At 41.6% G+C, this 13,461-nt stretch carries 15 protein-coding genes; all 15 read right to left on the reverse strand.

The genetic code is table 11. The features are described from left to right. Positions 1-9 precede the first annotated feature (9 nt). Entirely contained in the window at positions 10-690 is a 681-nt protein-coding gene (locus BAA9072_RS03425) for a zinc metallopeptidase (protein WP_201713306.1), read from the reverse strand. A gap of 59 nt (positions 691-749) precedes the next feature. Further along, on the reverse strand, positions 750-1,541 hold the full coding sequence (ypjB, locus tag BAA9072_RS03430; RefSeq protein WP_201713307.1) for a sporulation protein YpjB: 792 nt from the start codon (positions 1,539-1,541) through the stop codon (positions 750-752). 64 nt (positions 1,542-1,605) lie between these two features. Then, positions 1,606-2,205, reverse strand: a complete 600-nt coding sequence (lhaT, locus tag BAA9072_RS03435; protein WP_201713308.1) for a lipoprotein heptaprenylglyceryl N-acetyltransferase LhaT — start codon at positions 2,203-2,205, stop codon at positions 1,606-1,608. A 62-nt stretch (positions 2,206-2,267) separates the two neighbouring features. Then, complete coding sequence (locus BAA9072_RS03440; protein WP_201713309.1) at positions 2,268-3,038, reverse strand: menaquinol-cytochrome c reductase cytochrome b/c subunit; 771 nt, start codon at positions 3,036-3,038, stop codon at positions 2,268-2,270. A 35-nt stretch (positions 3,039-3,073) separates the two neighbouring features. Continuing rightward, entirely contained in the window at positions 3,074-3,748 is a 675-nt protein-coding gene (qcrB, locus tag BAA9072_RS03445; RefSeq protein WP_032087896.1) for a menaquinol-cytochrome c reductase cytochrome b subunit, read from the reverse strand. Positions 3,749-3,762: 14 nt separating this feature from the next. Beyond that, on the reverse strand, positions 3,763-4,272 hold the full coding sequence (locus tag BAA9072_RS03450) for a QcrA and Rieske domain-containing protein (protein ID WP_201713310.1): 510 nt from the start codon (positions 4,270-4,272) through the stop codon (positions 3,763-3,765). A gap of 140 nt (positions 4,273-4,412) precedes the next feature. Next, positions 4,413-4,877 carry a YpiF family protein gene (locus tag BAA9072_RS03455; protein ID WP_201713311.1) on the reverse strand — a complete coding sequence of 155 codons (465 nt, stop codon included), beginning with the start codon at positions 4,875-4,877 and terminating at the stop codon, positions 4,413-4,415. Between the two features lie 465 nt (positions 4,878-5,342). Then, positions 5,343-5,882, reverse strand: a complete 540-nt coding sequence (locus tag BAA9072_RS03460; protein ID WP_201713312.1) for a ReoY family proteolytic degradation factor — start codon at positions 5,880-5,882, stop codon at positions 5,343-5,345. 130 nt (positions 5,883-6,012) lie between these two features. Then, on the reverse strand, positions 6,013-7,272 hold the full coding sequence (locus BAA9072_RS03465; protein ID WP_201713313.1) for a tetratricopeptide repeat protein: 1,260 nt from the start codon (positions 7,270-7,272) through the stop codon (positions 6,013-6,015). 35 nt (positions 7,273-7,307) lie between these two features. Beyond that, positions 7,308-8,207: an amidohydrolase family protein gene (locus tag BAA9072_RS03470; protein WP_201713314.1), complete on the reverse strand. Its 900-nt coding sequence runs from the start codon at positions 8,205-8,207 to the stop codon at positions 7,308-7,310. 123 nt (positions 8,208-8,330) lie between these two features. Beyond that, positions 8,331-9,623, reverse strand: coding sequence for a 3-phosphoshikimate 1-carboxyvinyltransferase (gene aroA / locus BAA9072_RS03475; protein ID WP_201713315.1), 1,293 nt, complete (start codon positions 9,621-9,623; stop codon positions 8,331-8,333). 12 nt (positions 9,624-9,635) lie between these two features. Next, positions 9,636-10,739 (reverse strand): prephenate dehydrogenase, encoded by a 1,104-nt coding sequence (locus tag BAA9072_RS03480; protein ID WP_201713316.1) that lies wholly within the window; start codon positions 10,737-10,739, stop codon positions 9,636-9,638. Positions 10,740-10,805: 66 nt separating this feature from the next. Further along, on the reverse strand, positions 10,806-11,906 hold the full coding sequence (gene hisC / locus BAA9072_RS03485; protein ID WP_201713317.1) for a histidinol-phosphate transaminase: 1,101 nt from the start codon (positions 11,904-11,906) through the stop codon (positions 10,806-10,808). 41 nt (positions 11,907-11,947) lie between these two features. Further along, positions 11,948-12,313 carry a chorismate mutase gene (aroH, locus tag BAA9072_RS03490; RefSeq protein ID WP_201713318.1) on the reverse strand — a complete coding sequence of 122 codons (366 nt, stop codon included), beginning with the start codon at positions 12,311-12,313 and terminating at the stop codon, positions 11,948-11,950. A gap of 62 nt (positions 12,314-12,375) precedes the next feature. Continuing rightward, positions 12,376-13,458, reverse strand: a complete 1,083-nt coding sequence (gene aroB, locus BAA9072_RS03495; RefSeq protein ID WP_201713319.1) for a 3-dehydroquinate synthase — start codon at positions 13,456-13,458, stop codon at positions 12,376-12,378. Positions 13,459-13,461: the final 3 nt, after the last annotated feature.

Consider the following 13,461-nt stretch of genomic DNA (forward strand, 5'->3'; position numbering starts at 1 on the left):
TTTGTATTGTTAATCGTCACCGTTCATTCCTGTAAAGATCAATATCAGTCTTAGCAGTTCAATGATGGCCACTGCTGCAGCTGCTACATACGTCATCGCTGCTGCGTTAAGCACTTTTCTGGCATGCCGCTCTTCTTCATTTCGGATCAATCCCAGGGAAACAATTTGATTCATCGCCCGGGAAGAGGCATTAAACTCAACGGGAAGAGTGATCAATTGGAACACAACCCCTGCAGCCATCAAAATGATACCGAGAAGAAACATGCCGGATAATTGGGTGAATATACCGATCATAAGAAAGATCCAGGACATATTCGATCCGATATTTGCTACAGGAACAAGGGCATGACGGAAACGTAGAAACGCATAGCTTTCAGCGTCCTGTATTGCATGACCGACTTCATGGGCAGCCACTGCCGCTCCAGCTACCGAATGACCATGATAATTATCAGGTGACAGCGCAACCGTTTTAGTCAACGGATTGTAGTGATCACTCAGAAACCCTCTACCTTCTACTACTTTCACATTGGTTAAACCATTTTCGTCCAGAATTCTTCTGGCCATTTCCCTTCCAGTCATACCAGAAGTAGTGGCTACTCTTGAATATTTCTTAAAGGTACTCTTTACTCGCATCTGAGCTCCAATCGGAATGAGAGCAATCAGTAAAAAGTAAATTAAAAATCCTGCCATTATCGTGATAACCTCCAGATGTTTAGATACTTAAATATTATAGCGCTATCAGAGCCCTGTCAATTTTTTTGGCGCTCTGACTTCTTCACTTCACTTTGACCCTTATATTTTCTCCAACCTACATAAGATAAGGTGGAAACGATGATACTGCCCGTAGAAATGATGACCCACCAAAGGGAAGGATCGGCTTCATCCTCTGTCATATTTTCAAAAAGCTTCTGGAGATCTGTTTCCAAGGCGGTCAACTCACTCATCGTTTCTTCCCCTTCCAACACGTCCTGGCGATAATGATCCAAGTAAGTGATTCTGGCATCCAGTGATTGAGCTCGTTCAACTGGTATATCTAATTTGATACTCGGTTGAATGATATTATATTTTGATAAAAAGACATTCAATGTCGTATGGTACTCATTTGTGTTCCCACTTTCCGCGGCAACCTTCACACTATCGAAGGCTTCCATGATCGGGTCTTCCATTTCAACCCATAATGGCTGATGCTGGCTGTTTAAAGCATCCATCACCAACCGGAACTTTGTAACGGCATTCACCTTCTGCTCCAAGTCGGCAGAGGTTTGGTTGATGCTTTCCACTGCCAAATTATGTGAAATGGTAAGAATTCTAAGCTCATCCATCGAAAAAGACTGTTGTGCACTCAAAGAAGCAAATTCATCCGAGAAATATACTAATAGATGTTTTGCTTCTTCATATCGGCCAGCCTTTGTCATTTGTAAGGCCTGATCCGATATTTCATCCAGCTCGTTCATTGGAGACGGCGATTCTATAGCGATTAGTGGTTGAGGTACTAAAATGAGAAATAAAAAAAGCGTGATAAAAAATTGGATAAGTTTCATACTTGTCCCCCCTAAAACTACTAATAAAGTTTATGAGGATGCGGACAAGAGTAGACCATTAAAATCATTCAAACTTGTAGTGGATGAATGATCGATTCGTTTTTTGAGTGAAATAATAGGCAATTGCGATGGACACGATACTTAGCCAAAATGTAAAATATCCAATATTCTGAATATATATATATAGTTTGGAGTATACAGGGAACTGCATGTATACATAATCGATGATATCATTATGCACTGTCCATACAGCTCCGACCACAATATGCCACAATTTCACCCGATAAAAAGAAGAATATAAAATTCCCTGAACGGCCATTGCCCCGTGGGAAGCCATCAACATGTATCCTTCCCATGGCAGATCACCCGAGACCCAAAGTGTTAAAAGGTTCATGATGACAGCCCAAACCCCATATTTAAACAGGGTGATGATTGCAAGCACTTCGAAAATCGGCCAGTTACGATTCATTAAAAATGCGATCAGTACAAAACAAAAGAATAAGCTGGCTGTCGGGCTGTCAGGAACAAACAGTAAAAATTGGGGAGGGGTATTTCGCAGTTGAGGTAAATACCATATGTATCCGTAAATCGTCCCCAATAAGTTTATAATAAGCAGCGACCATAAAAACGTTTTATTTCTTAAAATAGTCGTGATCCAGAGCATGTGCTGCGCCTCTCTTTCAAGTAGAAAAAAAGGGCCAACATAAGCCGGCCCTTTTTCAAACATTATTCTTCTAAACCAGAGATGAATTCAGATAGTTTCTTCAACTCTTCATCTGTCCCTTTAAATAAACCTGCTGGCATGCCAGGCGGCTTACCGTTTTTAGCGATCTTTGCAATTTCTTCAGGTGCAAGGCCGGTTCCAATTAAGGATGGACCTGCTCCCCCTTGCAGATTCTCACCATGACAGTTAATACAGCCATTCTTCTGGTCAGCAAAGATTTTGTAGCCTTCAGATTCTTTATCGATATCCACTTCAGCACGGATCTTCCCTTGTTCCTTCGCTGCATCCCAGTCATGAGTCGCAACGGATTCCCAAGTCAGGAAGTACGTAGCTGCTAATGCCAATAACATGAATCCTACTGCAAAAGGACGTTTGGTTGGACGACGTTCAGGTCCTACATCAATGAATGGTGCAAGTAAAAGTGCCCCAAATGCGATTCCAGGAATAACGAACGCTCCAATAACATTATAAGGTCCAGATGCATATGTGTACTTAAGTAATTGGTATAAAAATAAGAAATACCAGTCAGGTAATGGAATATATCCGGTATCCGTCGGATCGGCAATACGTTCTAACGGTGATGGATGAGCAACCGTTAAACATAGATAACCGATAAGGAAAACAGCACCTACCAGCCACTCTTTTAATAAGAAGTTTGGCCAGAAAGCTTCTGTTTTACCAGGGAACTCCGAATAGTCTTTCGGTATATTCGGCTTTCTGTCTGCAGGAACCCGGGAGTCCCCTACAAACTTCATCCCTTTTCCTCGATGCATAGTGTCCCCCTCCTTTTATTAGGTTAATTAATAACTTATAGCGGTCCAGAAATACCTTGCTTACGGATCATCAGGAAGTGAGCTCCCATCAATCCAAGTAGAGCAGCAGGCAGGAAGAATACGTGAATAGCGAAGAATCGAGTCAGAGTCTGAGCCCCAACGATATGAGCATCACCCGCTAATAACATTTTCACCTGATCTCCGATAAATGGAGTCGCCCCTGCAATTTCAAGACCTACTTTCGTCGCGAATAGCGCTTTCATATCCCACGGCAGTAAATAACCGGTGAAGCCAAGCCCTAACATAACGAAGAAAATAAGAACCCCAACAACCCAGTTCAATTCACGAGGTTTTTTGTATGCACCTTGGAAGAAGACGCGTAGTGTATGTAAAAACATCATTACGATAACCAAACTAGCTCCCCAGTGATGCATTCCACGGACAATTTGTCCAAATGCAACTTCATTTTGCAGATAATACACAGATTCCCAAGCGTTTTTAATATCTGGAACATAGTACATTGTTAAGAACATTCCAGATAGAATTTGGATTACGGTTACGAAGAATGTCAACCCTCCGAAGCAGTAAACAAACGCAGAAAAGTGATGCGCAGGGTTTACATGTTCAGGTACTTCGTGATCCGCGATATCGCGCCACAAAGGCGTAATGTCTAAACGCTCGTCAACCCAATCATAGATTTTGTTCAGCACAGATTACGCCCCCCTTACTTAACAAATTTATTTGGTTCTGGTTTTCCAAGATAAAGAATTCCGTCTTTTTCTTTTGTTGGATACGAATCCAACGGTGCTGTTGGTGGTGTACCGGGTACATTCTTACCGTTTTTGTGGTACATTCCACCATGACATGGGCAATAGAACATTTCTTTATGATCCGGATTCCCATTCCAGTTCACTGTACAACCAAGGTGTTTACAAACCGGTGAAAGAGCAATGATTTTGCCTTCTTTGTTCTTATAAACCCAAGCGGTTTGTGTCACTTCTGATGTGTACCACGCATCTTTTTGCTCATAAGAGAAATCGACACGTACTGGTTCGTTTGTTAATTCTGAAACCTTTTGCTTAGTCGCTCTAAAATCTCCGGCAGCTTCCGTTTTTAACACTGGATCCACTGCAAAGCGAACCATCGGCATTAACATTCCCGCCGCCATGAAACCACCTACACCCGTAAGTGTATAGTTAAGGAATTGACGTCTAGATACACGATGTTTGCTCATCCTTTTCCCCCCTCTATCGTAAGGTAAGTCCGTCGGACATATTTCGCACAAATATAAAACTAGGACATAACTATGATATATTAAACTCTATACAAGGTCAATAACTCTCTAATCTAAAAGATGGAAACAATGTGAAGTTTTTATGAATTTTTTTGCCATTTTTGTACAATCACATTTAACAACTGCTTGACCTGATCTTCCATGATCGAATGCTTGAATTGCTCGTCCAGGTTCTCAAGGGGAATGGATGGCAACCAGATCAAACGGTCACCGAGTTCATCCTCGACCTTTTTCCATCTGCTGTCTGCGGTTAAAAAGAAGATATGCTTCACACCGCTTTCGCTTAACTCTTCTGCCCATTTGGTTAACCCCGATACCACGTGATCCATCAAAGATGACATTCGATATGTAAATGACGGTGTCATCATCATTCTTCCCTTAAACTGCCTTTCAAGGTGCATGGTGAGTAGATTGATAAATTCTGATTGTGCTGCTGAGACTCTTATGTCCTTCCCGAAATCAACAGGGACAACAGGAATGACTGCCGTATCTATGTATGCTTTTTCTGCTTCAAACACTTCAATATCTTTTACGTTCCAATTCATGCATAGCCCTCACTTTTTCTTTCATTTTCCACTTCCCATCATATCACTTTATATCATCCATTTTAAAGCGATTTCACTTTTTCATTAAGGCTGTTTTCATTAACATTGATATTTTTAAGAGGAAAGTGCCGGTTGATTTCCATCCCAGTTGCTCACTTTCAGAGTAGCGTCAGTTTCTGAAAACAGACCAATATAAGTACCTATACTCGTTTTAATAACGTGCATTTTTCAAAGTGTTGAAAGGTCGACATTTGCTTCTATAATAGAGATCTTGTTAATCAATTGTTTATTGTCCCTATTGGGCACTGTCATGAAATGTTGACAAAGCTTTAGCAGATACTTTCCTAAAACAACTTTCTCTGGGAAAAGAGCCTCGTCAATAGTATGCTCCATTCTTAATCTTACTATCTATAAAAGACATAAAAAAATCGAATGAAGAGAGAATGGTTCTCTTCATTCGACTTATCAGGTAAGGCTATTCAATTCTTTGGTCAATTTATTGAAGGCCATTTTGTCCCCGGTATCCAATGCTTGATCAATTGCCTTTAGTAAACGGTCTCGTTGAAATGTCTGCAGACTGTCTTTCATGAACTGCTCAGCTACCATTCTGTCTTTTTCATTGATGAGTAAGTATTTCGGCATAAACGGGTTTTCTTCCAGTACAGCTGCAAATTGATAACTTGAATTTGCTTTACTGAAGTTAAGTTGAATGTAAATATCTTCCTCTTTGTTCAGGCGGATATCATGAAAAGACTTCTCTGCATCCGTTGTCATGATATTCTCTTTGTAGAAACGGAATGGGACATCCTCGACACAATGGGTCGACATCACCAATCCTCTTGGGCAGTACTGGGATTCTTCTACAAAATGGACCTTTTTCATTAATTGATCATGACTCATTAAATAATTTAAGATCCACACACATTCTCTTCGCTTTAATTGATATCGGTTCAAAAACCAGCGGATAAATTCTTTCTTCTCGTTGACAGAAACAGGGGTGGTCATTGTTTTCCCTCCTCTGCAGAATCCTTTTTATAAGGTCCGTATTCCTTTTTTCATAAAGTTCAGTAACCTGACAACTCTGATGCCCTTTTATCAATCGCACCAGTCAATCCCTAAACCCCACCGACGTCGATCAGTCTTGTAATCTTTCAATCAGTTCCTGCCATTCGTCATTTGAAGGATCCATTTCAATCAGGTATTTATATACTTCTACTGCTTCTCCCCTTAGTCCTTCTTCTACTAGAAATTGTCCGAACTCTAGTAAAAACTCTTGATGATTCTTAAAATAAGTATATGCAATACGGTATTGTTTTAATGCATGATTATATTGTTCAAGCCCTTCATATGCCTTCGCAAGATCCCAATTGATCTGAGGCTCTTCCTCCCCCTCCACCGTCAGCATCCGGGCAATTTCCAGGACATCGTCAAACCGGTCCTGCGTAAAGAATAATTTATTAATGATAAGGGCTGCCTCCAAATATCCGGGGTCGAGTGCCAATGCTTCCCGAAGAAATGCTTCTGCTTCTTTTTCAAGACCCAGTTTCAAGGAAACCTTCCCTCCGAATACATTCAGTTCTTTGTTAAATTCATCCTGCTTTACTCCCTCTTGAACGGTTTCAAGGCTCTCTTGAAGCTTTTCTTCACGTTCATACGACTTGGCCAATAGTAAATACACAGAATGGTATTCCGGATCCAGTTCCTTAACGGAAACGAACTTTTCAATCGCTTTCTCATAGTATCCAGCCTGATATGCTGTAAAGGCATAGCCGAAAAGAGTATTGATTTCAAGATGGTCTTGAAGAGCCTTTTCATAATGCGTTAAAGCCTCTTCAAATGCTCCTCCCACACTAAAGGCCTCGGCCAATCTCTGATGGACATTGGTTCCTCCAAGCTCGGTCGTTCCCTTCTGAATCAGGAACTGATAATGCCTGATGGCTTCCAGGAACCTTCCCGTTTCAGAATACAATTCCCCTAATCCGAAATCGATGACAGGCTCATCGGGCAATAGCCTCTTGGCTTGAAGAAGCTTTTGTTCGCTTACTTCAAACAAGCCCTGCATTTGGTATAAATCAGCCAATAGGAGAAGTGCCCTTGGATAGGCGGGGCCTTCTTCATCCAATTCTGCGAGCGTCTCGATCGCTCCTTCTTCATTATCCATCTCCACCAGCACTTCCGCCAGCTCAATAAGTAGTTCACCCTCTCCAGGATAATATTCCAGGAGATTCCCGTACAGCTCTTTTGCTTCCTCCAGAAAACCTAAATGATGTAATTCCTCTGCCAAACTGTATTTTTCTTCATGACTTCCGAACTTCAGCACTTGATTATATTGTTTCGTTGCTTCTTCTAAATTTCCTTCTTCTAAGGAAGATAACATTTGTTCAGCGTATGACATGGTCATTCCCTTTCTATAAAAAAGCTTGTATTCAGTTAAGTAAAATATCCCGGTGTTTGAATGATCAGTTCTTCACCAGCTCCAGGATAAAAATTCCCTCTATTATTTACATATTGATACTTCCCTTTGTTCATAGTACATTTTAGCACATGATGATCATAATGAAATGATAATGGCTCACTATCCGTTTCACCTTCGGGTTTCATATAGAGGTTATAACTTATTTCTCCACCAACCAAAAAATTTCCTCTAAGGGGATATATTCCAATTTTCTTCAATACACCTAAAGTCAGAGGTGTTTTTTGTGGAATCTCATCAGGAAAATGTGGAATTTTCTCGCTTTCCATCGAATTCTGCCATATTTTAAGATGCTTCAATTTGGTTTTGTTGTCTATGTTTGTCGTAAAAAAAGGGACAAAAGTAATAGGGTAATCATACAATAATCCTTTGATCCATCCCCAGGGAATGTCTTTTAATACACCCGGATCGTCCATCTCAATCCAAATGACAGGAACTTTATACCGCTTACATGATCGTATGATACTCGGTGTAATCAGGGTCGCAGCTATTTTTAACCCTATTGTGTAATCAAGGGGACAGTTGAGCAATGATGTTTTCCTTTTATTTAATTTTTTCAGGAATTCATATTCGTATCGTATTGAAAAGGACGTTAAAACCGTCGTACAACCTTTATTAATAAATTCGTCAAGGTAATATTTCTTTATAGAGGAAAAATCGCTTCCTTCTGGCACATCTATATCACACATGACATGCCCTGGGGTCATCACGAACTGTGAGACATCCACCTTCATATACCTGTAGTACTGAAAGCTATCCCTGATGGCTGAAATCCTTCCATCTTTAATCAAGAGTGAAGTGGGAGTATGTTTGGTATCCTTTACCCAATTTGCGTTTTCAATGATATATGTGCTCAACCAGTCATCACCTTCCTTTATAGACAAGCTATGAAGGAAAAGGTGAATTCATGCCAGTCACTCACAAAAAGGAGAGGCGAATGGACGTCCTGTCCAGTCACCTCTCAATTTACTATAACCTGGTTATTTTGTGTGCAGTTGATGGATGTGTTCAAAGAAATTCGGATATGAGACTTTCACTGCCTCGGCACCCTCCAAGTAAACATCAGAGTCAGTCAGCAGGGAAGCCACTGCCAGGGTCATTCCAATCCGGTGATCTCCCCACGAATGGACTTCTCCACCATGTAAAGATGTTTTACCCTCAATGATCATCCCGTCGTCTGTGCCATGTATTCTTGCCCCAAGCTTTCCAAGCTCTTTCACAATGGCATCAATTCGATTCGTTTCCTTTACTTTTAGCTCCTCAGCGTCCTTGATTATGGTCTTTCCACTCGCTTGTGTGGCTAAAAGGGCGATAATGGGAATCTCATCGATTAAAGAAGGAATCAGGTCCCCTCCGATTTCAATCCCTGAAAGATTCGAAGATTGAACGAGAATATCCCCTATCGGTTCCCCTTCTTTGGAGTGCTCAACAATCTCGATGGATACTCCCATTTTCTTCATGACTTCCACAATCCCAATTCTGGTTTCATTAAGACCGACATTTTTCAACAGTACTCTACTATCAGGAACAATGGCTGCGGCAACCATAAAAAAGGCAGCTGAGGAAATATCTCCCGGAACATAGACATCCGTTCCTTTCAATACTTGCCCTCCCTTTACCTTAATGATGTCTCCGTGCTTCTCAATCGTTCCACCAAACTCGACAATCATCTTTTCTGTATGGTTTCTCGTCTGTTGGAGCTCGACGATTTCAGTCATTCCTTCAGCCTGAAGTCCCGCCAGTATGAGGGCGGATTTCACCTGGGCACTGGCAACAGGTAGTGAATAATGTATTCCTTGCAAGTTACCTCCCCTAATGGACAGTGGAGTGAAATTACCTTCAGAGCGGCCATCTATCTTTGTACCGAATTGCATTAGTGGCTCTGTCACCCTCTTCATCGGCCTTTTTGCAATCGAGGAATCTCCTATAAGGACCGAGTGAAATGGTCTTCCTGCCAGGATTCCCATAATAAGGCGGGTCGTGGTCCCTGAATTTCCCACATCAAGAATCTCAGCGGGCTCTGTCAATTGATCCCAGCCCTTTCCATAAACGATTACTTTATCTTCCGTAACATCAATCTCAACGCCTAATTTACGAAAGCAGGAAATGGTACTTAAACAATCTTCACCCATAAGAAAATTATGTATGACCGTTTTGCCTTCTGCAACCGATCCAAACATAATGGAGCGGTGGGAAATCGACTTATCCCCTGGTACTTGAAGCTCTCCATTCAGACCACTGTTTGGATTTGACAATCTTTTCTTCGCTTCCATCCGTATCACCCTTTATCCTAAGAATAATTCATAGTTTGTTTGTTTCCTTAAACAGTATAAAGCTCTTTCCCTATCCTCCAAGGTTTGAAAGCTGATCACTAAAACGCCGTAAATATCTTCTCTCGTTTCCATTATCCTGATATTCGTCAAGCTTATCTTTTCCTCTGCAAGATACCCGGTCACTTCCGAGATCACCCCTGGATAATCGGGAACATCCACAAATAAATCATAGAATGAAGGAATGGCCCCTTTCTCTAAAATTGGGAGATCATCCCTGAATATCTTCGCATCATTAAAATAGTCGAATATTTTTTGTGGATCATTGATCTCTATGAGGGAAACGACCTCATTCATCTCTGCTTTCCACTCTTCTAAGAGGGAAAGCAAAACCATTCTGTTCTGGATGGTAATATCTTTCCACATCGTTGGGTTGGAGGAAGCGATACGGGTAATATCGCGAAAACCTCCTGCAGCAAGCCTTCTCAAATAAGGGTGCCCAGACGAAGAGACCTTCGCCCGATGGACCAGAGAAGCCGCAATAATATGGGGGAAGTGACTAATCATGCCGGTTAATTCATCATGCTCCCTTGGTTCTACAATCAAAAATTTAGCATATGTTCCTTTCAGCCATTCTTTAAGCTTCTCCACATTTTCTTCAGTAGCACCCGACCCTGGGGTAAGCATGTAGAATGCATTTTCAAATAAGATCTCTTTCGCAGCTGCTACACCACTTTTATGAGATCCTGCCATTGGGTGGCCTCCGATAAATTGAGTCCCATTTTTGGTCAGCATATCAGAGCACTTCATGATTTGCTCTTTAGTACTTCCCGTATCGGTGATCAACACCGTATCTTTCAGTGAAAATAATTCAAATTGTGAGATGATCTTTTCTGTTTGAAAGACAGGCGTAGAGATAATGATGAGATCCGCTTTTTCGGCAGCAGACTGTAAAGAAAGAGTCATCTCATCAATAACCCCTAAAGATTTTCCCAATCTTAATTCTTTATGATTCACATCATAACCAATGATGTTAGCATTTGGGTGTTCTTTTTTTATACAGAGGGCAAGAGACCCTCCAATCAACCCCATCCCTATGATCAACACTGTTCCATCCATTGTTGTCCCTCCATCATCTGATTTGAAAAAAAGCCGGAAGGGACTTAACGTCCATCCGACCTCCTGTCACACTTGCTTTTGAAGGGCAAGAAACTCCTTCATTCTGCCAATGACTTCTTCATTTTGTTCATGGGATCCTACCGTCACCCTGACAGAATGAGAGTATCCTAAGGCTTCCCCCGAACGGACGATGTAGCCCTTGCTCATTAAATATTGAAATACCTCGTCTCCACTCACGCCGAAGTTAATCAATACGAAATTCGCTTGTGATGGGATATAGTCGAGATCATTTTCCTCACAGAAACGGTAATACTGCTGGAGTCCTTTCCGGTTATGACTCCTGCATTCCTCTATGAAGGTCTGATCCTCAATTGCCGCTGAAGCTGCTCCTTGAGCGAGTGCATTATTGTTGAAAGGTTCACGGATCGGCTCCAGTTTCCCGATCACTTCTTTATTCCCAATACCGAACCCCACTCTGAATCCTGCTATTCCGTATGCCTTTGAAAACGTACGCGTAATCATTAATTGAGGGTATGATTTCAACAATTCGAGTGAATCATAATAATCCTCAGCCACTACATATTCATAATAGGCCTCGTCCAATACGACAAGGACATGGGAAGGGACAGCATCCAGGAAGGAAACGAGTTCCCCATTTCTGATATATTCCCCTGTTGGATTATTAGGCGAACATAACCAGACGATCGAAGTGGTATCATCAATTTCTTCAAGCATTTTATCCAACTGATGCCTTCCAGCAGAATCCAGGGGTACCTCCCTGATTTCTGCACCTTCAACGATGGCATTATGTTTATATTGAGGGAATGTAGGTGTCGCCATCACCGTGCTTTTCCCTCCATCCAATAAAGCCCTTGAAATGATTTCTATAACTTCATCAGAGCCGTTCCCAAACAGTAACTGTCCGGGCTCGACTGATAAATGCTCCGACAGCTTCATACGCAATCCCTTCGCATATCCATCAGGATAAATCGCGTGTGAGAAAGCGTTCGTTTTCAGAAAGGTTTCAACGTTTTTAGAGCATCCAAATGGATTTTCATTTGATGCAAGCTTCACTACTTTCTCAAGATTGAATAGCTCTTTTACATCATCCATCGTTTTTCCAGGCTGGTATGCTTTCAGATTTTGAATCTGGGATTTCCACTTCATGTTTAACTTCCTTTCATTTGTTTTCATATATGGCCGCTTTACTATTTCTTTATTAAGTCAGGGCGCAGGCTGACCGCATTTTTCATATAGATATGTTGAATGTCACTCTGGGGTGTGGATGTATTATAATGGATCATCACCCTGATGCACAGAGAAAGTCCGTGAGGTACATCCAGTTCTTGCATACACATAACAGGAACATACTTCCATTCTTCAAATACTCTTAATGCTTTAGCCGGAAATACGCTGGTAATGTCCTCTGTGGCAGAAATAAATACGGATGCTACATTTTCTGCTCTAATATTATTATGTAAAATCATTTCCCTTAAGAGACTTTCCGTTGAAAGGAGAATTTCCTTTTCATTATCACGATCTGCTGTAGTGGCACCACGAATTCCCCTGATCATTCTTCCACTCTCCCTTTTCTCTCGATATTCTATAGGCATTAACCACAGCTAAGTGCCTGAATTTACAACTGTCGAATGAATACATCCGCCTGTTGTAAGTCTTTCTCCTCAACCTCTACCATCACTGGTTCACCGATACCCTTCAATAACACGAAAACCGGATTTCCGTTAAGGGACTTCTTATCACGCTTCATCCCCTCATTTAATATGTCAAAGCTGATGCGGGATGGAATCTTTAGATTGTAACCCAAAGACTTGATCCAGCCAATGAACTCCTCCAGGTCAAATGAAAGGCTGCAGTATCGTTTGCTAAGATATAAAGCATAGATCATCCCGATCATGACGGATTCCCCGTGGGTCCGATTCCCATAGCCGCTTGCACTTTCAACTGCATGACCGTAAGTATGGCCGAAATTCAAGAAAGCCCGGATATTTGACTCCTTTTCATCCTTTGAAACAATGTCTCCCTTTACTTGTATACCCCTAATCAGGCATTCTGTTAAAAATTCCCCATCCAGAGTTTCCGCCGAACGGAAAGAATGCTTAAGCTTGTTTAAAAACGCATGATCAGATAAGAAGGCATGTTTGATCACTTCAGCGAATCCGGACAAAACTTCTGTACTCGGCAAGCTGGAAAAATAATTTAAATCAAAGAATACACCTTCCGGCTGGTAAAACTGTCCTACCATATTTTTCCCTAAGGGATGATTGATCGCCACTTTCCCTCCGACTGCACTGTCATGGGCCAGGATCGTTGTAGGAACGCTGATGAAAGGGATTCCCCTCATATAGGTCGATGCGATGAAGCCCGCAAGATCACCAATGGCCCCCCCTCCGAAAGCAACCACTAGGGATTTACGATCTACATGATGTTTGAGACCGTGTGTAATCGCTTCTTCATAGGTGACAAAACTTTTAGCCTTTTCTCCTTTAGGTGCTTGATAAATGGTAACGTCAAATGACTGACCGAGAACATCTGAGAATGCTTCTCCATGAAGCTTGTATACCGTTTCATCTGCAATGACCCATAGCTTTGATGCTTCAGGGAAGGACTTCTTAATAAAAGAAATAATCTCATTCGTCATCTCCGCTCCAATTTTCACACCATATGTCTTGGAAACAGTTTGAATGGTTACCTGTTTCATGTA

The organism is Rossellomorea arthrocnemi (assembly GCF_904424705.1).
GTDB classification, from domain to species: Bacteria; Bacillota; Bacilli; order Bacillales; family Bacillaceae_B; genus Rossellomorea; species Rossellomorea arthrocnemi.